Raw genomic sequence first — 22,807 nt, 5'->3', positions numbered from 1 at the left:
GTTACATCTGATTGTAACGTATACGACTCATGGCAAATGTTTTCCCTACTCCTATTAGGGTTAAACAGTGTAAAAGTGTTACCAGCACAATTACACACGCTATGGGTCTTTTTTGTTCCGTTTGATTTATTAAAATCAGTTTATCACAAGATTTGGAATTTTAAGTGAAACGATTGAATAACAAGGTTGAGAAATATTTTCTCAACCTCCTGGTATAAATTATATCAAAAATAATAAAAATGGTATTTTTCCTAACATATATAGTTAAATAAATTGAATGCAAATAAAATTTATACATTGATACTTTAGTTATTTTCTCAAACACGCTGAAAAGATTACGTGGGGAACGAGGATTGCACCAACAAGATGTTGCTGATGATCTTGTAATGACGCGTGAACGGTTAAGTAGTTATGAAAATAACCATTCTTCACCAAATCAGCATGCTCTTGCACAGTTTGCTAAATATTACGAAGTTTTTTCTGATTACTTACACCGCTCGCTACTTGATATCTTATCAGTAATGAAATGCTAAAAAGTTTAATGCGTTATACCGGTTTCCTCAAAAACGATGTAAAAGACTTTAAATAAGATGAGGTCTTTTTACTTTCCTATATTTCAATATAAATAGGTATATTAGTTCTTGTCGTTTTCAAAAATTTATTAGAAGTTATATCTAAAATAAAGTACAAAAAAGCGCACCAAATGGTGCGCCTTTTTGTGTATTCTTAATAATAAATTCTTTCACAAAATCAGCCTACATCTTTCTTCAATTTTAAATTGGCAACTCCGCAAAACTTTTTATAATCAACCGAATCCGCTAGCAAAAATCTACTTGGGTGTTCATAAGAACCTATTTCAACCGTATTACTTATAAACTTATTTTCATTACAATTAAAATGTTCTATTTCAATTGTAGCCCGTGGAAATTCCCCCTCTAAATAAATTAAAGGTATACAATAATTTTCTTTGGGTGGTAAGTAATTAATTTTTATTTCCTTTTCATGTGACACAAAAACTTCTGGATAATCTTCTTTAATATCAGCAGAATCTATCCCATAAATAATTTTAGTATAATAAATATTAATTCTAAATTTTAGTTTTACATTAGTCGCTGGAACATCACCTGTATTTTTTATATAAATATTCCATTTTTCTTTATTATGATGAAAATCTTCATGTGGAAACCCTTCTCCTTCAAAATTTAAACCGCGAAATGATTCATAATTATTTAAATAATATCTACTATCATATACTTGCTCTTCTTCGCTCTCAATCTTTGAAATAACATAGAGTCTCGTATCTAGTGTTTTTTTATAAACTTTATATGTAAGATAAACAAATACAGCAGAAACAATAGTTCCTAACGCTGAAATAAGAGCAATTAATTGTTCTGTATTCATAATTACAAATCTCCTCTTCCCCATTATACAAATAAATGTTTCTATTTAATTCCTTTATTATAATATAATTCCACCAAATGTACTACAATATTATAATCTGAATTTGCTCATATATGATAAAATATATCCATCGCTGATATGTCCAACTATGTAATTTTCATAGCAGCAAAATTACAACTAGACTTATACAACATGATTCAAAACAAATGAAGGAGTGTTTTAAGTGAAAGGACATATTCGAAAAAGAGGAAATAAGTATTGTATTGTTATTGATATCGGACCTGATCCAGAGACAGGAAAAAGAAGACAAAAGTGGTTTTCTGGGTATAAGACAAAAAAAGAAGCACAGGCCGATGTAGCAAAAAAGATTACAGAGTTGAATGAAGGAACTTTTATAGAACCATCTAAAGTTACGTTAAAGAATTATCTAAATCATTGGCTAGAAATTAAAAGTATGAGCATTGAAAAGAGTACCTTTGCTGTCTATAAGGCAGTTATCAACCAACATGTTATACCTAGTATAGGAATGGTTGCGCTCCATAAATTAAATGTTATACACATTCAAAAATGTTATAAGACTGCGATAGATAAAGGGATTGCAAACAATTCTATTCTGCTTATGCATAGAATTTTAAAGAGCGCTTTAAACCTAGCCGTAAAACAAAATATTATTTCTCGAAATCCAGCAGAGTTTGCTGAGATACCTAAAAAAGAAAAAACCCCTATCCAAACTTGGACAGAGGAAGAAGTAAAAAAGTTTTTAGCTCATTCACAAGAATCACGATATCACATTGGGTATCTACTTGCAATAACTACAGGTATGCGTCTGGGAGAAGTTCTAGGTTTACGATGGCAGGACATTGATTTTGAAAAACATACTGTTACAATAAATCAAACATCTGGTCATGATAATAAAATCAAAAAAACTGCAAAAACAAATTCATCAAAACGCACAATTCCTGTACCTAATGAAACAATAGCAGCCTTAAAAAAACATAAAATTTTAATCAATAAAGAGAAATTAAGGTTTGGTTCTGCTTATCTAGATCAAGATTTAATAAATTGTAATGAGTTTGGAAGAATCATAAAAAGAGCACATTTCAGAAAAAGTTTCATTAGGATGACACACAAAGTAGGTATAAAAGAAATTAAATTCCATGATTTAAGACATACACACGCAACTCTACTATTGAAACAAGGAGTTAACCCTAAAATCATCAGTGAGCGATTAGGTCATACAGATATTTCAATGACATTAAGTGTCTATTCTCATGTTTTACCGAATATGCAGGAAGAAGCAGTTAAAAACTTCGGTAAAAGTATCTTTGGATAACCTATGTTTGCAAAATGTTTGCATTTCATCAAAAAAAGTCAAACAAACGTTGTCATATCAAGGTTTGTTTGACCTATCATCTTATATTCTTGATAAAATCTCCGAATCCCTATTGAAATATTTAATAATGGAGCGTTCTCACCACCGCGGGTTATGCATTCGAATCGATATACATAGGAGAAAAAATCTTGTGTTTTTTCATCTTTTATCGGCCCTGACATCGCCTCACAAATATTTTGTGATCTAAGAGGGGAAAAATAGATTTCTTCTTCATTTGTATTTTTTAAATATATAGGACGCTCACAAAAAATATGTGAGATTAAAGCGGGCACCCACTTAGAATACGTTTCATTATCATGTAGTACTGGCAAATTAGAAATCAAATCGGATTGCCATTCATATTTTGGTGGTTCTACTAATCTATTTGGTTTCCAATCATGAATAATCTCATACCAACTTTGAAAAATATAATCGAGCTGCTCTTGTCTAATAGGTTCTTTCGATACAATCCATGGTGTATTTTCATTTAATACGTATGGGTTATGCTGAATAAACAATATATCCGAAAACATATCATACAATTTTTCATTCAAACGTTTCAACTTACTCGTTAATAAAAATGTCTTATAATGTATCTCTACCATGTCCAGCCATTCAATAGGAAAGTATATAAATGATACCTTTTCATTTAAAAGGGGTTCTACTATATTTTCAAATGTTAGCAGCCTTAATTTTTTCATAAAATGATTCCTTCCTTTCTTCAGTTGTCTTGATTATCAAAAAGCTAGAACAATAGTTACTTAATCTAATCCATTTAAACCAAGTATTTAAAAGAAACGTAAAAACTGTTTATCTATATAAATTATTATCAAACCAACTCTTTTAAAAATTCAAAGTAATTATCATGTATAACACCTCTACTATATTTGAATTTTGATACATTCGAATTATACATTACACTTAATGCATTGTACTTATCATTTACAATATCTTTACAAAAAAACCAAAAAAGAACACCTTAATTCGGTGCCCTTTTTACAAATATCAACCTTTATGTAATTGAACATATAGATAACAGTAATCCCCAAAATGAAATTGCTCCTAGTAAACCTACTACAACTCCTGTTAAACAAATACAATCAGCAAGACAAATAGAAGACTGCGATAATGGAACAAATGACCTACTTGTACTCGAACCATATTGTTTTATTTTCTCATAATTCACATCTAACATTAGATGTAAACATGTTACACCATCCTCAATAGTATGTAGAGGTTCTTTTTCTAATCGCTCCAATAATTTACTATCAAAAGCAACTGCTAGAGGGTACTGCTTATCCGATTTCATATTTTGATAAATTAGTTGCAAACGAGATAATATATTATTTTTCTTCTTTTCAGATGTTACTGTACATTTCATTTTATTAAATTCATTTAATAACAGTGTCAATTCATCTCTTTTTCCGTATAAATCTTTAGCTATTTTTCTCTTTAGTTTATACGAATGGATAATAGATTTTAGTTCAATCATATTCATACACTTCCTAATTACATAGTATTTACCCGATTATTTTATAGATAAACAGTACTTTTTAATCTTATTTAAATTACACTCAAGCATCTTCATTTACTATCGATTAACATTACATTAACCTTACAAATTTGTAATAAATTCGTTAGCTAGAAGGAAGCAATGCCTAAACTAGACAGATATTTAATGACAAAACCATAAGAAAAAAACAATGATTAGATTTTAAATCTAGTCATTGCTTTATCCATCACATCTTGATTACATCTATATATCTTATTGTTACTCTTTCACTTGAATGATTGAATATATCCATTAAAAATGGCTATATTCTTTGTCGGCACGTACATATAACTAATGTTTTTTTATTGATAAAGTGAAACTTTAATCAGCTCTCACCAATCGGGCTTTTATGGGCAGTCCGCCACCTAACTTCTCTTTGCTCTCGCTGAATTTTTTGGGGGATGTTACTGCCCGCAACTAGCAAGATAGATGTTATCAATATTCATACGTTACAATAGTACCGGTAGTATCAGTAAAACCATCAAAACAGTTAGAGCAACCACCACAGCCGCCACAACCGCCACAGCCTCCGCAACCAAAACAACCGAAGCAACCAATACAACGGAAGCCGCCACAACGACCTCCACCACAACCGCCACAACGACCACAACCGCCACAGCGACGAGCAGCATCTTCAATATAGTAATATGGATATTGGTTTTGCTGGTCCCAATAGACAATATTTCCAGACCGGTAATCATTAAGGCTTAACGCTTGTAGTTCTTGTTGAAACTGATTCATTTTCATAACCTCCGTTTATAAAATACAACCTCATCGATACTTCCCTATATTCCTGTTCGTTACATCTAAGTAGAAATAGCGCTATAAACTAAGTTCAATACGTACACCAACAAAGTATGACTTATCACTAGATGATGCACCTTGTTCATATACCTATTTTTACTATGGGCTCATTTTTATAAAGTGAAACTTTAATCAGTGGGGTTTTGTTCATCCCCTACCTAACTTCTTTGCTTCCGCTGAATTTTGAGGTGGGGGGCTTACTGCCCGGCAAATAGCGGGATAAATAAAAATTAAAAAATATGAATTCTAGCGTCATATCTTCATACTTACTAAGTTCAATTAATTTCTCAATAATTATGATGCCATGTCCTATATATTTCCGTCTGCTGCTTAGATTTTTCTGTACTGTAAATGGCTTTCGCTATAACACCTCCAAGTGACCGGTTTCTATGACAGATAAGAAATTCCTACAAAGAAAAAAGCCCTTATTAGGGCTTTTCATTCTATTTCTCCAGCAAAACTCTCTATGAAATTCCTAATAGAAAAAAGACACACTTAGATTGATGCGTCTTTTTGTGATGCCTCTTTTGTGAAATCATATAAAGCAATTGCGCCTAAAAGAACAAGTATACCTTGAGGAACATCTAGCAAAATAGTTTTCCAAATTTCTGGAATTACCCATTTAATATCTGCTGCTGTTTCAAGATATGTTTGGAAATAGCTGATTGTAAAATTAATTATCCCTAAAAATACAAACAACGATAAACCAAATCGAATTAATTTCTTATTTGTAAACATATAACACCTCTCAAAATTCATTGGATATTCCTGCTTTTGCTTCTTTATATTTCCATATCTTTATATCTAATTTTAACACATAAAGAACTCAAAAAAATACGATATGCATATTTGCATATCGTATTAACAACACTCCATGATAATTTAGGAATTCCTGCGAAGAAAAAACAACTCCGTTACAGCTAATAGCTCGGGTTTCTTTTCTTATTTAACTTCATACCACCAACATTTACGTTCTTTAATTGTAAAATAAATGTGACAGAAGTTTATCCAGTTAATGCGTAGACAAGTAAATGAGCTAAATTATCGATATTCTATTTCGCCATATCCGTAGCACTAATGACTTTACGCAAATTTGACAAGAAAAAATATATAGATAGGTATGATCCAGACCTATCTATAACATTACTTCTATTCTTTATCCAATTACGTCTTTTACGTCTGTATCCACTGGCCACTTTTCTAATGTATAAGCCATTTCCCAAAATGAATATTCATATTGACTGCTAATAATAAAATGCTGTTTCATACGTTTGCGGTCTGCCTCTGTTACTTTTTCAGCGATAGTATCTAAACGTGTAATTTGTTCTTCAACTAGCGTACGGAACCAATCAGATCCATAAGCAGAAATCCATTCGTTATAAATTGGCTCTTCCGGCTGGCACTCTTTTAAGCGTTCGCCAATTTCATAATACAACCAATAGCAAGGTAAAATTGCTGCAATGGTATCTCCTAAATGCCCTTCATACGCAGCACGATACATATGTGAAGTATACGCATATGCAGTTGGCGCAGGAATAAAATTATCTTTTTCTTCTTTCGTTATCCCTAGTTTTTTAGCAAAATTCTCATGTAAAGATAACTCGGCCTCATATGTATTTTGAGCATGATGTGCCATACGAGCTGTCGTCTCTAATTCAAGAGCTTTTGCAGCTCCTAAAGTTTGTACTCTAGCAAAATGACTCAAATAATATGAATCTTGAAGCACATAATAGCGAAAACTAGCTAAATCTAATGTTCCTTCACCAAGTTTTTTTACAAAAGGATGGTTAAAACTCGCTTCCCAAATTGAATCTACTTCTTTACGTAATGATTGTGAAAAAGTCATTTAAATCCCTCCAATAATGTATAAAATATAAGTATTTATCCACAATTATTAAAGCTGTAAAATAAAAAAACTTTCTTTACAGGCGTAAAGAAAGTGAAATCGACAGTATTTATTTACTCATTAAATAGCAACGTCTTTCCCACTTCCCTACGCTGGCATTAACCAGATCAGGTACTAAGAGTCTCAAAATCACATTTGATCTCAGCCTATAAAAGGCCCCCCTAGTGGATAAATATTTTGTTTTTATAATGTATTCATCATAGCATACTTCGTGAAACTGTCAAAAGAATTAGTTATATAATCTCCTTAAAACCCTTCTTCATTTCTAACTTTTAATGATGTTTCAATAATCATATCTAATAGTTTGCTATAACTAATCCCCGCTGCTTCTGCACTTTTTGGCAATAAACTTGATTGTGTCATCCCTGGTAATGTATTAATTTCCATTACATATGGAATTCCGTCCTTCACCATCATATCAACTCTTGCATAAACACTACATTTTAATGCTTTATAACAAGCAAGTGACGCTTTATTTACACGTTCCTTAATTTCTGCTGGAAGTTCGATAACTTCCTCAACTGTACTAGTATCATCATATTTTGCATTGTAGTCAAAGAACTCGGCTGCATGTCGAATTGAAACTATAGGTAACTGTTTTCCATCCAGAATTGAACATGTAATTTCATCACCTTTTATATACTTCTCAATTACTACTTCAGAATCCCATTCGAATACAGTTTCTAGCATTGAGATCAATTCATTTTTATTATAAACGATTTTCACTCCGACACTCGATCCGCCAGAGTTTGGCTTTACTACTAATGGAAATCCTAACTTATCTAACTCATCAAGATTTAGATCCTCCATTTTTGTAAGTTCAATCCAATCTGGTGTTTCTACACCTTCATAACGTAAAATCTTTTTCGAAATATTTTTATCCATACATATACTGCTAGATAACATATTACTTCCGCTATAAGGAATCCCTAAACTCTCCAGTGTTCCTTGAACTGTCCCATCTTCTCCGTATTTTCCGTGTAATGCGAGCAACGCAAAGTCAATGTCTTTCGCTTTTTCAACTAAATCTATTTTTTCATTTAATGTAATTGGAACTATTTCATACTTATTTTTATCTAAATGAGCAATCATTTCATTCCCCGTCATAATTGAAACTTGTTTTTCAGACGATACCCCGCCCATAATAACACCGATTTTCATTTTCTCAACTCCAAATTTCATTTTTTAATGTATCACCAATTATTTTAATTCCCCGAACTATTTCTTCTTCTTTCAAGCGCGAAAAACCTAATCGGAAAGTGTTCGCTCCTTCTCCATCAGAGTAAAAAACATCTCCAGGTGAAAACGTAACGCCTTTCTCATAACACTTTTGTAAAAGTGTGCGGGCATTCATATGCTCTTCTAGCTCTATAAATAAATGCAGCCCACCATCTCCAGTCATTCTTTTAAAAGGAATGTACTGGTTACATGCCCCGACAGCTAACTCATATTTTTTCTTATAAACAGATCTTGCCTTTTTTAAATATTTTTCAAAATATCCCTCATGTAAATATTGAAACAGAACAGCTTGATCTAGCGTAGATGTGTGAATCGTTCTTGCTCTTTTTACGCTTTCTAAATAATGAATCAGCTCTTTATCTGCAATAATCCAGCCTACACGTAAACCAGGGAAAAGCACCTTTGAAAAGCTACTAATATAAATCACATTATTGCCAGCTCCCGCAAAAGTTAATAATGGAGCTAAATGTGAACCTGAATAACGTAATTCTTCATTAAATCCGTCCTCTATAATAGGAACGTTGTATTTTGAAAATAACCTCATCAATTCCGTTCTTTTCTCTGAACTCGTAACAATACCGGTTGGATTATGATAAGAAGGAATTAAATAAGCAAAATCAAAATCTTTTTCACGCAAACTTTTTTCAACTTCATTCGTATCAATACCATCCTCATGCATATCAATCCCATGAACTTCAAGTCCATGTAAACGGAAAAGCTTAAGTGCAGCATGGTGAGTTGGATTCTCACAAATGACACGACCGGATTTTTTTGATAAAGAAGAGAGTACAATATCCAATCCTTCTGTAAATCCATTTGTAATTAGAATATCTTTATTCGAAATGTCTACACCTTTCATTTCCATGTAATGAAGTAAATAATTCATTAACGGTCTATATCCCTTTGCATATCCGTAGTTCAATACGATGTCCCCTTCAATGGACATACGAGTAAGAAAAGCTCTTTTGAAATTTTCAACATCAAATAGCTTCTCATCCGGGGCTATACTATTAAAAACAATCATTCCCTTTTCCCAACGAACACCATGTTTCATTAAATCTAATTCGTCCGCTAATGCGGTCACTGTATTAAGTTTATTTTTCCAATCTATTTCAACAGACGAAGTGTTAGATATATCCACCTTCGCAACAAAGTTCCCTTTTCCTTTAACTGCATAAATGAGTCCTTCTTGCTCTAAATCTGCATAAGCAGCGAGTACAGTGTTTCTACTCACACTTAGTAATTCACTTAGTTCCCTTGTTGATGGGATTTTTTGATCCCCGAGCAAATGCCCTTTCATAATCATTTTCTTCAAATAATCTTTCAATTGAATATAAACGGGACGTTCTTTAACAACTTTAAAATCCTTAAACAATTTCTTACCCCCTGCAATCATTTTTGCATATTTATTTCATTCTCAAAAGGTCCACGGCATATGTATTTTTTATAAAGGGCGGTACGGTCTTACAAATCTTTTCGATATAAGTTTATTACATCTTTTAAAGCTGCAGCTGCAGCGCCTCTTGGATTAGAAGCCCCACCAATTGTAGTAACTTGTCCCATCGTATCTGTAAAGAACGTAATTCCTTTTTCGGTTCCATTTACTTTTGCTAACGGATGATCTTTTTCTATTTGGCACGGTTCAACATTTAAATTCACATTGCCCCCCTCATCCTTATATGTTGATGCTATTAATTTAATAATTTTATGTTGTTCCTTAGCATTTCGAATTTGCTGTTTTGTAACGTGCTCGATTCCTTTTATATGTATATCAGTAAGTGTTTTCTCTGTTTCCATTAAGCTGTTTGTCAAAAGTAACAATTTACACGCACTATCTGAACCACTTATATCTAATATAGGGTTTGTCTCAGCAATTCCTTTATTTTGTGCTTCTTTCAGTGCTTCTTCAAATGTCATATCTTCCTCATACATTTTCGTAAGAATATAATTAGTTGTTCCATTTAATATTCCTTCTATTTTTTCAATACTGCAACCAGCTAAACTAAATTGTCCAATATCTAGTGTCGGTAGTGCAGCGGCTGTTGCACCGCTATATCGAATTCGTATATTTGCGCCTTTTGCTGCTTCATTTATTTCTCTCCAGTTTGTAACGAGCGCACCTTTAGAAATTGCTACTATATCCATCTGTTTTTCAATCGCTTGTTTCATATATTGTTTCCCTGGATTTCCATCTTTAAGATTTGTAACTGTTGATTCTACCAATACAGTACCACTTATGCTAGTTGTTGCACGTTCCTTCGGATGATACTCTAAATATTTTTCAATTGCAGCGGTACCGCCACCATACATTAATAAATGATGAAGTGATAAGCCGTCTTCATTATGTATTGCAATATTTCTCCCTAATACGCCGCTTACAACTAATTGAATCCCATATGTTTCATATATATATGAATATTTTTCATTTAATAATTTTATAAACTCTCTACCTACTGTTCCGTATCCTGATAATACAACTTGAATTTTCATAATATCCCCCCATATTTTTCTACCAAATCCCTCTTTCAATATAATATAAAGCGCTCTCGAATTCCATCGAGAGCGCTTTATTATTACCTATTTCGGTAAACGTGATAGCTTTTCAGCAATTGTTCTATAAAACTCTTGAATGCTAGAAAAACCTAACGAGTCTGAAACACTTAACCCTATCATGTCGAGATGGTCCCAATTCGCTTTCGTTTCGATATGATTCCATTTTCCAATCTGTAATGACTCATTATTATTTACAGTAACATTAGAAGATGGTGCAATCATAGAATTTGTATTTACTACACCATCATTTTGCCACCAAGAAGTATCAACTAGTGGACGGTTTTCTTCATATCTCGCATAAGAACCTAAGAAAAATGCATTTCCCATTAACACTTTATTCATCGTTATATGAGGCAAATGTAAACCTGTTATAGGTGCTGCTTGTGATGCATGTCCACTATAGGATAAATAATACACATCTGGTTGCGTCTTTACCCAATTATTTAACTCCTTTGCACCATCTGTACTTAAATCCCATTGACTTATATCTTTTGTATTTTTCCAAAGTGAACTATTTAGAATACGATTACTATATTGGAAAAAGGACTCTCCAGCATTCTTCTTTATACCCCATTGATCCAATTTAAAATCATATAATGATAAATTATTGTTTCCCCCAAAGCTTGCAGCTGTAATGAGTAAATCTTTAACGAACGGCAGTAGAAGACTACCATCCGCAAGTGTTGTACCGTTGTGAGGGGTTGCTAATGTTGTAACACTATGAACATATGATTTTCCGCCTTCAAATAGTGGTGATATTTTGGTGTCTGGGTGATTTTTCACATAATTCTTTTCTTCAAAACTACCTTCTTTTAATAGCTGTACTAATGTTCTAATCGTTTGTCCACCCATGCTATGTCCAACTAAATGAACTTTATTTGTTTCACTCCAATTCGGCGCAAAACCACTATAAGTTCTGCCAAAACGATTATGTCCATGTTTCTCAGCATGTACTGCACCATAGTCTACTGTCCCACCGCTAATTTGTGCATACAATTCACATGCACGATCCCAGTTACTAGAAACAGGTCCAACAGCTGCGGTATGTACCGTATAACCATTTCGTTTCAAATCTTCCTGTATATCATGAACACCACCCCAATATTTTACGCCAAGCATTTCTTCTCTACCCCATCCAGCAAATCCATTCACCAATATGATAGGATAATTATTTTGTTGCCTCTCTTCAGCGTATGATATTTTCGCTGCGAATGAACATACGGTCACTAATGCAAAAAAACATATTTTTAAAAATAACTTCCCCATACTTTCTCCCCCCTAATAAAACGTTTACATTTTTCTTTTTAACTAATTAACAGAATAATTTAACAACTTAAACATAATGTAAAGTATTTTATATACTTTGTATATATAGAAAACATATACAAATGTTGATAAATATTAATTCAAGTAAATATTTACTTTTTACAATACAACTTGTAAATCTATTTATTTAGATTTATAATTAGATATAGTTTCCTCATGTTAAAAAGATTTAAAAACCATAAGAAAACTAATCTCATTGCTTGAAAAGGAGGAAAAATCATGCAAATCGGATCAAATATTCATACATTGTCTCAACCTACTAAAATAACTCCATCTAATCTTGAGCATAATACTATCTCTTCTACTAAACTTGAAAGTAAGAAAATAAATGATCCTATCAAGTTTGATATTCGTTTATCTGAAAAAGAAATGAAACAGCCTGAGCATAAATTTAATGAATTAGATTTATGGAAGATGCTAAAAGATAAAGGTGTTCCTTTATGGATTATACTTGAAATGCTACAAAAGGCTCGTAAAGAAAAAGAAGCACAAAATAATTCAGTTCAAAATTCAAATGCGATTGAAGAAACGAGTGAGACTCGATTAAATGAAGTAATGTAAAGCATAATAATTGATTTGTCTATAAACTAAAAAGAGTTCGAAGCTGATGAAATTTTTATCAACTCCGAACTCTTTTTTAAGGTTTTTCGCCAATCGTTACAAATTGAAAAGATACTTCTCCTTCCAAACCTTTAATTAGCTTTTTTACTTTGACATTTTCATTAACCATTGTATTATCTGTCGACATTTTAGGCCTTTCATCACCTAGAGATTTCTTTAATTGAAGAAGGTGCATTTTCGTTTCATTTGCTTTTATTTCCTTATATACGCTATTTTTTGCTACAATCACATACGATTGCGTTGGATATTTACGAGTGTTTCCTATCCAAGTGTCACTATCGTATGTAACAGGAATCTCATTTCCTTCTATTTTAATACTTTTCATATTCTTTTCGTCTTCATTTGTAAACAATAGTGATCCTTCTTTTGGGAATTTTGGTAACGTATCTAAAATATAATTGGAGCCATTACCTCGTTTATGAAAAATTTTTTCTTTAATCAGTGCTAGTGCTGTAGATTCATTTAAAATTAATACATGTCCATTTCCAACTTCACCTTTTTTCACAGAAAACACTTCATTTTCTTTCGTAATTTCCTTATAACGATTAATAATTGGTGAAATATTATTTTCATCTCCAATAATTAATACACCGTTTGCAGGAAATGAGTTATCCTTTTTAGAGCATGAACTAAAGCTTATTAAAAGTATTATAGTTAACATAAAAATAGTTAAAGTTCTTTTCATCACGGTTCCTTTCATAATTCATATCATTTTTTACATGCTTTTCTGTAATTTTATTAGTTGATATCCTTTATTGCTCCATAGTCTTATAAAGCTTTTGTAGGTAACGCCAACGAGTAATAAAGAAATATAAAACTTGTATACATATAAATGAAATTAAAATAAAAATCGAGCTATTTAAAATAGAAAAACTAACTAATTGTTGCAGTGCCGTATACGCTACTACAGTATGAATCACCGCAACAGCAATCGGTAAGAAGAACATTAATAATAACTGTCTCGTTACAACTTTTTTTAACTCTTGTTTACTTAATCCCATTTTCGAAATCATTTTATATTGTTGTTGATCACGGTCCAAATCAGTGTATAATCGGAAATAAATAAAACTAGCAGCAAATGTAAAGAAAACGATTCCGACTAAAACACTTGCCATAAGTAATAAACCATTCTTTTGCTTTGCCTCCAACAAGTTTAATGTTAAAGCTTCAAAGTAGAAATCACTGTCCCTAAGATCTTTATCGAATATACTTTTTAATTGATTTGAAATCTCTTTCGTTCTTATCCAATCATCTACAACAAATCCGTAAGTACGATGTTGAATATCTTCATCCTCTGGATTACTCGTCAGAGGAATTTCATCATACACATGATCTTGAACAGCAATATAAATACTACTAGAATCATGTGGTAAAACTAAATTCTCTACAGTTTTCTTAACACGAAATGTCTTTGTCCAATCTCCTTGAATGACTTCAATATTTTTTTTGTAGTCACCATTTTTAAATTCTTGCTTTTGTGACACCCTCCCAGGGATTAGTAAAATTTCATCTTCTTTTTCAATCGTTTCATGTTGGTACCCGAGTGCTCTCGTAAGTTCGTTATATTCACTTAATTTCAATACATTTACGTTACTTTCTGTAAATTTACTTGAAGATGAAGCCATTCGATACGGAATATTTGCATCCAAGAGATGTTTTTTTATAATAGAGAGATGTTTATCTACCAATTTGTTGTTTTCAGAGCTTTCATACAGAAATGTATATGGGTTTGTCATCCACACTAAATTTCTATTACCAATAGCAGCTGTTGTACCAATAGCTGTAAATGCAACTGCTGAAATAATAGATACAATAAAAAACATCGTTGCATTATCTTTCATACGGTAAATTAATTCAGAAAACGTTAATATATTTGTTCTTTTTAAAAAGAAAGATTCTCTCCTTTTAGCAAGATGTAATATATAAACGCTACACTGTGTATATAAAAAGTACGTTCCTATAATTACTAGTAAGACACCCATTCCAAGTGTAGTAAAACTGGAACTTGAAATAAAGCGAAATACTGAGAAATATCCATATCCTATACTAATTAAAGAAAGCAGTGATAATAAAATTGAAGATTTCGGTTCAGGTTTTGGTTTTTCCTCTGCTCGAATAAGTTCGACAAGTTCCGTTATTTTTACCATTTTAAATGTAAATAGTGAAACAATGAAAAATAAGAAAAGAAAAGTGATAACTGTTAATAATACAGCCTTCACTGGTGTATAAAAAGGCAAACCATTATTAATCATTAATACACTTGCGCTTATCAATAAAACTAGTTTAGAAAATATGAGTCCAATGAAAATCCCTATACAAATTGAACCAAGTCCAATCAACATATTTTCAATTAATAATAATTTCTTAAACTGTCTCATTGACATACCTTGCATCATTAATATGCCAAATTCTTTCTTACGAGTTTTTAAAAATGAACTAACTGAATATAAAATAAAGAAAAATGAAAATACAAAAATCAAACCTTGCGAAATTGTAAATCCCATCGTACCATATGCACTCATTGTTGCACTTGTTGATTTTAATTCCCCTTGTAAATCAGGATGAAATAATAAAAGAGCATACGTAAAGAAAACCATAATAGAAAATGTACTACTTAAAAAATGGGCAGCATATGTACGCTTATTACGAAAAATATTATTAAATGCGAACTGACGAAAAGTCATGCCTTTTCCCTCCTAACAAAGAAAGAACATCCATAATCTTTTGATAAAAGGCTTGTCTGCTTTCACCACAATAAATTTCGTTATATAGTTGACCATCTTTAATAAATACTACTCTACTGCAAAAACTCGCAGCATACGGATCATGTGTAACTAACATCATCGTTGCTTTTTCTTCTTTATTAAGAGTATCAAGCATCTCCATTACATCATTTGAAGATTTAGAGTCCAAGTTCCCTGTTGGTTCATCTGCAAGTAATAATTGCGGCTTATGAACGATCGCACGAGCGATTGCTGTTCTTTGAGCTTGTCCCCCTGATATTTCAAATGTTCTTTTATTCAAGATATCTGTAATATTTAACTTCTCTGCAATCTCTTCCAATCGCTTGTTCATTTCTTGCACGGAAACACCATCTAAAGTCATCGGCAATACGATGTTTTCTTTTACAGTAAGTGTGCTAAGAAGATTAAATGATTGAAAAACAAACCCTAATTGTTTTCTGCGGAATAACGCTAAATCTTCTGATGATAATTGGAAAGGATTTGTACCATTTATTAAAATTTCTCCCGATGATGGAGAATCAATAGTAGATACCATATTTAATAACGTTGTTTTTCCACTACCAGATGGCCCCATAATCCCTACAAATTCACCTTCTTGAATTGATAAATCAATATCAACTAATGCTTTATAAGGTACTTTCCCTTTATATACTTTACTAATACTTTTTGCATGTAAAATTTCCATGTATATTCTCCCTTCATTTGCACGTCTCATAACAGAGTGTAAATGAATTGTCTTACAGCTCATATTGATTCGTCTTTCATTTATCTTACACGCTTGTAAGATTTCTAAAAAAACTGATAATAAAACTATTTTCAAACTGAAATTAACGCATAACTATCTTATAATAATTGTATAGTAGCAGGAAATACAAAGTATATGAAACCTTTATTATATAAATGAGAAAAGACCGATTGCTTTATCGGTCTTTTACTACCCAACGTTATATTTTTATCCACTCAGATCTTCTCAATATATAATGATTATATATTTGATTTTCTATCCTCTGTTGGCTCTTATAAATAAACCCACATTTTTCAATAACTTTATTTGATGCTACATTGTTAATTAAAGCAATTGCGTTAAGGTGATCTACATTCGTTTTTCCAAACAAATAGTTAATCATTCCTTTAGTTGCTTTCGTTGCATAACCATTATTATGATATTCACTTGAAACTGCATACATAATTTCTCTATTTGGTAAAGGAAGTTCATCTTTAATACCCGTACAGCACCATCCAATAAATTCATTTGTGGTTTTCTTAAATATTCCTAGTCTTAATATGTGATCATCTATGTTAGTCGTAGTTCTCACTGCATGAAGAAACGCTCTATTTTCTGGTATTTCATAATTTACAACCCCATTAACCCTTTGTTCTTTTGTTGATTTCCAGTCTGGTAAAAACTTTTCTATTTCTGGTTGATTGGATATGTTATAAATACTCTCTGCATCTTTGACCGTAAACTCTTGTAGGTATATATCTCCACAATCTATTTTAAATAACTTAGTGAATCTCTCTTCATCCATGTTAATCCCCCTTACTTACATTAAAGCTCCTTAATCTGCTTCGTAAGTTCCATAAACCGTTCATCCAGTGCTTTATATTCTTTGTCGTTAGAAGTTAAAAAGCTTAATTTCCCTAATACTTCTTGTCTCTCTGTTTCTAACGTTAAACGTAGCTCTTCAATATCATCTCTTGTTTTCGTAGGTTCTTCTAGCTGCTTTTGTATCGTATTGTTTGAAAACACGAGTTTTATGTTAGTTGTTTTCTCCAGAAAATATCGATCGTGAGATACAATTACTAATGTTCCGTTATACTCAGCTAATGTATTTTCAAGTTGTTCACGTGAAGGTAGATCCAAGTGATTCGTCGGTTCGTCTAAAATGAGTACATCTTTTTCATCTAAAATATAAGCCATTAGCTTACATTTTACTCTTTCTCCCATACTCATATGCTCAATCGGCTCTTTCCATTGAGAAGCTTGGAACCCTAAATGTTTCATTAAATTTTGGACTTTTCCTCTTTCTTCAAACGTCTCTTTAAAAAATAAATTTTCTGGTGTTTTATCAAGCGGTAAATCAAAAACTTCTTGTGTTAAATAGCCGATGTTCGCAGATGGTGAAATCCATATTTCTCCTTCAGCATTTTCCGTTCCCATAATCATCTTCAGTAATGTTGTTTTTCCACTACCGTTTGGTCCAACAATCGCAACTTTCTCACCGTGCTGAATTGTAAAATTAACGTTTTCAAATAATACTTTCCCATGAAAGTCTTTTTTTAATTGCTTCACTTCTAAAAAACGTTTTCCTACTTTTTTGTTCGCTTGAATAGAAAACTCAACTGAATACTCTTCTTTCACACGTTCTACTTTCGCTTTCTCCAGCTCTTTTTCAAGTCGTTTTCGTTTTGACTTCACTTGTGCATCCATTCGCTTCGCTTTTACACGATAGAATTCTTTCACACCTTCTTGTTTTGTAGACTGCGCGTGTGCCTTTTGTGACCATGAACTCAATTCTTTTATATGTGTTTCTACTTGTTCTATCTTTTTTTGCTGCTTTTCATATTCACGCTGCTGCGACTTTCTTTTTTGCTCACGTGCTTTCATGTAGCTCGTATAATTACCACTATGCTCAATTAATTTTTTGTCCTCAATTGACCATATTTTTGTTGCGACAACATCTAAAAAATATCGATCATGCGATACAACGATAACTGTACCTTTCATGTTTTTTATTTGTTTAATGAGAAATCCCGTACTGATCTCATCTAAATGATTTGTCGGTTCGTCTAATATTAAGACATTAGGATTTTCAGCAAATCCTTTTGCTAATCGAATTTTCAGCTTTTCACCACCACTTAAAGTATGAAAATCGTTCGTTGGCACGCCCCATTTTGCAAGAAGTTCTGCTTCTTTTGCAATTACATCATTACTAATAAAAGATTCTATTTCTTGCTCAACATATGCTGTTGTCATATTCATTTGCATCCATTCAACAGTACCTTTTGAAGGTTCAATCTTCCCATTTATTAATTGAAGTAACGTTGATTTACCAGCACCATTTTTACCGATTAATCCGATAACATCCCCTTGTTTTACTGTCACATTCATTTTCTCTAACAACATATTTTCCTTTATTTCAACATAAACATCATTTAATTTTAATAGTTCTTTCATAAATATCGATCCCTTTCATTAAGGGAGAATAAAAAATCCTCCCAAATAAATTTGGCAGGATTAGTCATTACATTATTTATACCCAAATAAGCTATTACGCAAATCAAATAGCAAAACCGTTGTATGGAAATTGGGCAGACTAATCCTATTTTTTAGAAATTGAAATTTATTGAATTTCAACATTTAAAAATAAGATTAGTTAATCATCGTCCACCCATCATTCCTTTCCATCGTTAGTAACCATATTGTACCATGATAGTACTGTATGAGTAAATGCAATTATTTGTGCTACTAAAAAGATTGATTTATTTTAGGTTTATTTATCATTCCTTAACTTCATGTTGAATAAGCAAAAATTACATTGATTGTAATACGTCCTTTAGATTTCCCCAATAGTAAACTTCTAAGCACTCTCTCTTATATAAAGTGAAACTTTAATCAGTGGGGGTTTTCTTCATCCCCACTGATTATTAGTTGAACCAATCGGACTTTTATGGGCAGCCCGCCCCCCACCTAATTTCTTTGCTTTCGCTGAATTTTGAGGTGGGAGCCTTACTGCCCATTAAAGCGGGATAAATTTTGTATAAAAACAAAATGTTATTCATTATCCAATAATCACTTATTGTTTTTCGATAAATTTTTATTGATTACTCCCTTGTAATAAGCTATTATATCTTTACAGAAAATATTAATGTAAGGATTGAATTTATGGACAGGACATTAAAAATCACAAAGTTAAATATGTTTTTAAGGATTTTTCTCGTCCCGATTATAGTAGGGATAATTGTTGGTATACTAACTAAATTGGGGCAAGGAATACTTCCTGGACATTGGAATTCATTAGCTAATCTAGGAAGCGTTTGGTTAGTTCCATCCTTTTTTGTGGCTAGCTTTAGTTATTCTAAGCGTACAGCTATACTTTCTGGTATCCTTGCACTACTCGGTATGGTATTAGGCTACTATGGTTATGCAATAGTTATTAAAAATGTAGCTCACTCTATTTATTTTATATCCGTATGGATTGTATGTGCATGTATAGGAGGAACTATCTTTGGAGTTGCAGGTTTTCTATGGAAAGATACTACGGATCCACTTCATAAGTTCGGAAGCGCGCTTATTAGTGGCGTTTTTGTAACGGACGGACTTCACATTCTTTTAAATTTTGAAGACTATATTCACATGTTACCTGTTGGATATACCGAAGTCATAGTCGGGATTATCTTGATTCTTGTATTAGAACGCTCTAATGCTAATCGAATTTCTTCTTTCTTAATGATGGTTCCTATCACTATTTTAGGATTAATTGGATATAAATTATTAAGTTTGTTTACTTAATTAAAATTCATGAAGCTAGCTCTTTCAAAGGGCGAGCTTTTTTCTTACAAAAAACTATTTAAATATTAATAAATTATTAAAAACCTCTCATTTAACAGCCTTATTTATTATTGTGTCATTACACATACTTACACGACCTTTTATTAGAATCATACCAGTCTTTTATATCATTTTATTTAATCCATATAAAGTAAGGCTAAAAAACTTATTTCAAAAGTTCTTTAGCCTGAGTCATTTTTACACATTTAAAATTTAATACGTACAACGGTACCTTTACCAACTTCTGAATGGATTTCTACACTATGTCCTAATTGCTTCGTAATTTCATATACGAGATATAGCCCCATTCCAGTTGATTCTTTATAATTTCTACCATTTTCTCCTGTAAAGAACGGTTTAAACACTCTTGGTAAATCTTGCTTCGATATTCCTACACCATTATCAGCAATTTCAAGTATAACATTATTACCTTCCTTACAAGCTTTCACTTTAATCTTCTCTCTACTACCAGATGAATATTTAATCGCATTCGATAGTATTTGTCCAATTAAAAATTGTAACCATTTCGCATCACTTTCTACTGTAATATCCTTATCAATTTCAATATATGGATATACAAAATTCCGGATAAAGAATCGTTTATGCTCATGTACCGAATCATTCACTATTTTATGTAGTTGTACTCTTTCTACATAAAAATCTTGTGTAAATGCTTCTAAACGTGCGACATACAGAGCCATTTCTAATCCCTTTTTTAATCGATCAGTTTCCTCATTTATACTTTCAAAACGTGAATCTACTTCATCCTGTGTAATTAATTCTATTACAGATAAAGGTGTTTTCATTTGATGAATCCACTGATTCATAAAGGTTAAATGGTCATTATTTTTTCTCTCTTGCATTTGCAGCTGATTTTGATAATGTCGATATTGCACCTCAAGTAGTTCTTGAAGAGCAGCCGATACAGCTGCAAAATCAGATTTTTGAACAGATTCATCCAAAGATTGCATCGGGTTTGCTAGGCGCTCATAAAAAGAACGATGTGTAAAATAACGAAACACTAAATAACTTCCCATAAAGAAAACACCTAGAAACATTGCATATAACGCCGTTGTAATATGATTATGCCCATCAAACCAATATACGAGAAATATAGCTAGTAGTTGAATTATGGTAAAACAAATAAGTGGTATATGATCACGTATAAACAACCTTATCATTTTTCTATACCATTATCCCAAGTAATATGAAATCTATATCCAACACTACGAATCGTTTCAATCGCACCTTCTATATGCAACGTTTGTAACTTTTTACGCACACGTGTTGTATTTACACTTAATGTATTATCATCAACATAAGATTCACTATCCCATAATTTATTAAGTAACACTTCTCTACTCACAACACGCGGATAATTTTTCATTAATGTCTCTAATAAAATGGCTTCGTTTCTCGTTATATCAATCTCGTCATTTCTAAGTTTCAATACAAGTCTTTCGGGATATAAACAAAGACCTTGTTGTTCAATCATTCGTTCTTCTAATTTCGGTGCATAATCTCCATATGCACGTCTTAAATGACTACGAATTTTCGCCACTACAACTTCATAATGAAAAGGTTTCGGAATAAAATCATCGCCACCGTTTTCTAACGCCATAACTTGATCCATCGTACCTTCACGGGCCGAAATGAATAGTATCGGACATGTTGAAACTCCGCGAATTTGACGACACCAAAAGTACCCATCAAAACTCGGTAAATTAATATCTAATAAAACTAACTCTGGTTGTTCTTCTAAAAAAATGTTTAATACATTTTGAAAATCCGATACAATAACTCCTTGATAACCATATTTCGCAACATGTGTTGATAATAGTTCTGCAATTTTCATATCGTCTTCTACAATCATAATTTTGGCCATTATTGAACTCCTTTTTAATCCACAATCTCAAATATACTTATATAAAATAAATACTACCTCTTTTCACAAAATCCGTAAATTAAAAAAAGGATGCTTTTATACAAAAGTATCCTTCTTCTATTATTCTTACTTAATATGAAAGTTACTGCAATTAAAACCTAGCTTCTCCACATAATCCATACTTAGTTCCATTCGTGCCGTTTTAAGTGGATCCACAACTTTACAAACTTTCAAATTACTGGCAGCTGATGTGTGCCACATGAAATGCTCTCTTCTTTCGGTGCAGTACCAATTACACAAATTATTTGATTAATCAGAATTTGTAGTTCGTTTGAAAACAAAACATGTTCATTATGTATTAAGACGATTTTTATTGTATTTTCATGTAGATCTTCACCCATTACGCCAAGGTTCACCCCTGTAGTTAAAACACCTTGCTCTACAATTTTTATCTTTTCAATCGTTACAGCTAATATGTCACCAGGTTCTGCACCACTGATATATACAGGTCCAGTCGTCAGATTAATTCGGTTTCAATCAAATTCTTGAAACGCAACATCTTCAGAGTCAATTTGATTCTCAAAGCAATCATATGTTCCAAATATAAGACGACTCCCAATTTCTACTTCCATATGTTGCTTTGAAATAAACTTTGATTAAACATACCTCACAGACTCGTAATTTATGGTAAACAAGAAGAATTCATTTTGAAAAAAGATTGATCAAAATGAATTCTTATCTAACAAATTTAAGTTTCTATACTATAAAAAGTTTGGTCATTTTCTATCTTTATTCTTCAACAAACGCGCCCTTTTCTTAAACAACATGCATCGTATTATAATTCAGACATAA

General features: G+C 32.0%; 21 protein-coding genes, 2 pseudogenes and 1 riboswitch. Of the genes and pseudogenes, 4 read left to right on the top strand and 19 right to left on the bottom strand.

Annotated elements, in window-relative coordinates:
- The first annotated feature begins 296 nt into the window (after window positions 1-296).
- Window positions 297-533, top strand: a complete 237-nt coding sequence (locus ACTFN4_RS23475) for a helix-turn-helix domain-containing protein (protein WP_439962912.1) — start codon at window positions 297-299, stop codon at window positions 531-533.
- A 217-nt stretch (window positions 534-750) separates the two neighbouring features.
- On the opposite strand, the gene ACTFN4_RS23470 is transcribed toward ACTFN4_RS23475, so the two are convergent.
- On the bottom strand, window positions 751-1,401 hold the full coding sequence (locus ACTFN4_RS23470; RefSeq protein ID WP_439962866.1) for a hypothetical protein: 651 nt from the start codon (window positions 1,399-1,401) through the stop codon (window positions 751-753).
- Window positions 1,402-1,624: 223 nt separating this feature from the next.
- On the opposite strand from ACTFN4_RS23470, the gene ACTFN4_RS23465 reads away from it, so the two are divergent.
- Complete coding sequence (locus ACTFN4_RS23465) at window positions 1,625-2,734, top strand: tyrosine-type recombinase/integrase (protein ID WP_439962865.1); 1,110 nt, start codon at window positions 1,625-1,627, stop codon at window positions 2,732-2,734.
- A gap of 38 nt (window positions 2,735-2,772) precedes the next feature.
- On the opposite strand, the gene ACTFN4_RS23460 is transcribed toward ACTFN4_RS23465, so the two are convergent.
- The 10 genes and pseudogenes from ACTFN4_RS23460 to ACTFN4_RS23415 form a co-directional block, all read right to left on the bottom strand.
- Window positions 2,773-3,474 (bottom strand): pPIWI_RE module domain-containing protein, encoded by a 702-nt coding sequence (locus ACTFN4_RS23460; protein ID WP_439962864.1) that lies wholly within the window; start codon window positions 3,472-3,474, stop codon window positions 2,773-2,775.
- 311 nt (window positions 3,475-3,785) lie between these two features.
- Entirely contained in the window at window positions 3,786-4,271 is a 486-nt protein-coding gene (locus ACTFN4_RS23455; protein ID WP_439962863.1) for a homoserine dehydrogenase, read from the bottom strand.
- 209 nt (window positions 4,272-4,480) lie between these two features.
- Window positions 4,481-4,615 (bottom strand): annotated as a pseudogene (locus ACTFN4_RS23450) (site-specific integrase); the annotation flags it as partial.
- Between the two features lie 145 nt (window positions 4,616-4,760).
- On the bottom strand, window positions 4,761-5,066 hold the full coding sequence (locus tag ACTFN4_RS23445; RefSeq protein WP_033698545.1) for a heterocycloanthracin/sonorensin family bacteriocin: 306 nt from the start codon (window positions 5,064-5,066) through the stop codon (window positions 4,761-4,763).
- Window positions 5,067-5,624: 558 nt separating this feature from the next.
- Entirely contained in the window at window positions 5,625-5,888 is a 264-nt protein-coding gene (locus tag ACTFN4_RS23440; protein ID WP_002082716.1) for a DUF3937 domain-containing protein, read from the bottom strand.
- Window positions 5,889-6,285: 397 nt separating this feature from the next.
- The gene (tenA, locus tag ACTFN4_RS23435) at window positions 6,286-6,975 is read right to left on the bottom strand and encodes a thiaminase II (RefSeq protein WP_000144518.1); all 690 of its coding nucleotides are present in this window, start codon (window positions 6,973-6,975) and stop codon (window positions 6,286-6,288) included.
- Window positions 6,976-7,102: 127 nt separating this feature from the next.
- Window positions 7,103-7,208, bottom strand: a riboswitch (TPP riboswitch).
- Window positions 7,209-7,281: 73 nt separating this feature from the next.
- Window positions 7,282-8,196 (bottom strand): D-alanine--D-alanine ligase, encoded by a 915-nt coding sequence (locus tag ACTFN4_RS23430; protein ID WP_071740577.1) that lies wholly within the window; start codon window positions 8,194-8,196, stop codon window positions 7,282-7,284.
- 4 nt (window positions 8,197-8,200) lie between these two features.
- A complete protein-coding gene (gene pdxR, locus ACTFN4_RS23425; protein WP_000471644.1) occupies window positions 8,201-9,649 on the bottom strand; it encodes a MocR-like pyridoxine biosynthesis transcription factor PdxR in 1,449 nt (482 codons plus the stop codon).
- A gap of 89 nt (window positions 9,650-9,738) precedes the next feature.
- Complete coding sequence (locus tag ACTFN4_RS23420) at window positions 9,739-10,764, bottom strand: homoserine dehydrogenase (protein ID WP_000701757.1); 1,026 nt, start codon at window positions 10,762-10,764, stop codon at window positions 9,739-9,741.
- An 87-nt stretch (window positions 10,765-10,851) separates the two neighbouring features.
- A complete protein-coding gene (locus ACTFN4_RS23415; RefSeq protein WP_000517070.1) occupies window positions 10,852-12,093 on the bottom strand; it encodes an esterase/lipase family protein in 1,242 nt (413 codons plus the stop codon).
- Between the two features lie 279 nt (window positions 12,094-12,372).
- Here ACTFN4_RS23415 and ACTFN4_RS23410 point away from each other — a divergent pair, with 279 nt between their 5' ends.
- The gene (locus ACTFN4_RS23410) at window positions 12,373-12,714 is read left to right on the top strand and encodes a DUF3914 domain-containing protein (RefSeq protein ID WP_017673477.1); all 342 of its coding nucleotides are present in this window, start codon (window positions 12,373-12,375) and stop codon (window positions 12,712-12,714) included.
- 76 nt (window positions 12,715-12,790) lie between these two features.
- On the opposite strand, the gene ACTFN4_RS23405 is transcribed toward ACTFN4_RS23410, so the two are convergent.
- From ACTFN4_RS23405 to abc-f, 5 genes are all read right to left on the bottom strand, one after another.
- A complete protein-coding gene (locus tag ACTFN4_RS23405; RefSeq protein WP_000831682.1) occupies window positions 12,791-13,459 on the bottom strand; it encodes a lipoprotein BA_5634 family protein in 669 nt (222 codons plus the stop codon).
- A 67-nt stretch (window positions 13,460-13,526) separates the two neighbouring features.
- On the bottom strand, window positions 13,527-15,458 hold the full coding sequence (locus ACTFN4_RS23400) for an ABC transporter permease (protein ID WP_048558494.1): 1,932 nt from the start codon (window positions 15,456-15,458) through the stop codon (window positions 13,527-13,529).
- The gene (locus ACTFN4_RS23395; protein ID WP_000404284.1) at window positions 15,433-16,203 is read right to left on the bottom strand and encodes an ABC transporter ATP-binding protein; all 771 of its coding nucleotides are present in this window, start codon (window positions 16,201-16,203) and stop codon (window positions 15,433-15,435) included. The genes ACTFN4_RS23400 and ACTFN4_RS23395 overlap by 26 nt, the downstream gene beginning before the upstream one ends.
- 259 nt (window positions 16,204-16,462) lie before the next feature.
- Window positions 16,463-17,047 carry a GNAT family N-acetyltransferase gene (locus ACTFN4_RS23390; RefSeq protein ID WP_439962862.1) on the bottom strand — a complete coding sequence of 195 codons (585 nt, stop codon included), beginning with the start codon at window positions 17,045-17,047 and terminating at the stop codon, window positions 16,463-16,465.
- 20 nt (window positions 17,048-17,067) lie between these two features.
- Window positions 17,068-18,696 (bottom strand): ribosomal protection-like ABC-F family protein, encoded by a 1,629-nt coding sequence (gene abc-f, locus ACTFN4_RS23385; RefSeq protein ID WP_098272527.1) that lies wholly within the window; start codon window positions 18,694-18,696, stop codon window positions 17,068-17,070.
- 708 nt (window positions 18,697-19,404) lie between these two features.
- Here abc-f and ACTFN4_RS23380 point away from each other — a divergent pair.
- Window positions 19,405-20,031 carry a DUF6518 family protein gene (locus ACTFN4_RS23380; protein ID WP_439962860.1) on the top strand — a complete coding sequence of 209 codons (627 nt, stop codon included), beginning with the start codon at window positions 19,405-19,407 and terminating at the stop codon, window positions 20,029-20,031.
- Between the two features lie 245 nt (window positions 20,032-20,276).
- On the opposite strand, the gene ACTFN4_RS23375 is transcribed toward ACTFN4_RS23380, so the two are convergent.
- From ACTFN4_RS23375 to ACTFN4_RS23365, 3 genes and pseudogenes are all read right to left on the bottom strand, one after another.
- Window positions 20,277-21,251 carry a sensor histidine kinase gene (locus ACTFN4_RS23375; protein ID WP_002178119.1) on the bottom strand — a complete coding sequence of 325 codons (975 nt, stop codon included), beginning with the start codon at window positions 21,249-21,251 and terminating at the stop codon, window positions 20,277-20,279.
- Window positions 21,248-21,955, bottom strand: a complete 708-nt coding sequence (locus ACTFN4_RS23370) for a response regulator transcription factor (RefSeq protein ID WP_098771308.1) — start codon at window positions 21,953-21,955, stop codon at window positions 21,248-21,250. The genes ACTFN4_RS23375 and ACTFN4_RS23370 overlap by 4 nt, the downstream gene beginning before the upstream one ends.
- Before the next feature lie 126 nt (window positions 21,956-22,081).
- Window positions 22,082-22,587, bottom strand: a pseudogene (locus ACTFN4_RS23365) (acetamidase/formamidase family protein).
- Between the last annotated feature and the right edge of the window lie 220 nt (window positions 22,588-22,807).

Origin of the sequence: Bacillus cereus group sp. MYBK95-2 (assembly GCF_051915225.1) — a bacterium.
GTDB lineage: Bacteria > Bacillota > Bacilli > Bacillales > Bacillaceae_G > Bacillus_A > Bacillus_A cereus.
This window is presented reverse-complemented; position numbering and strand designations above follow the sequence as displayed.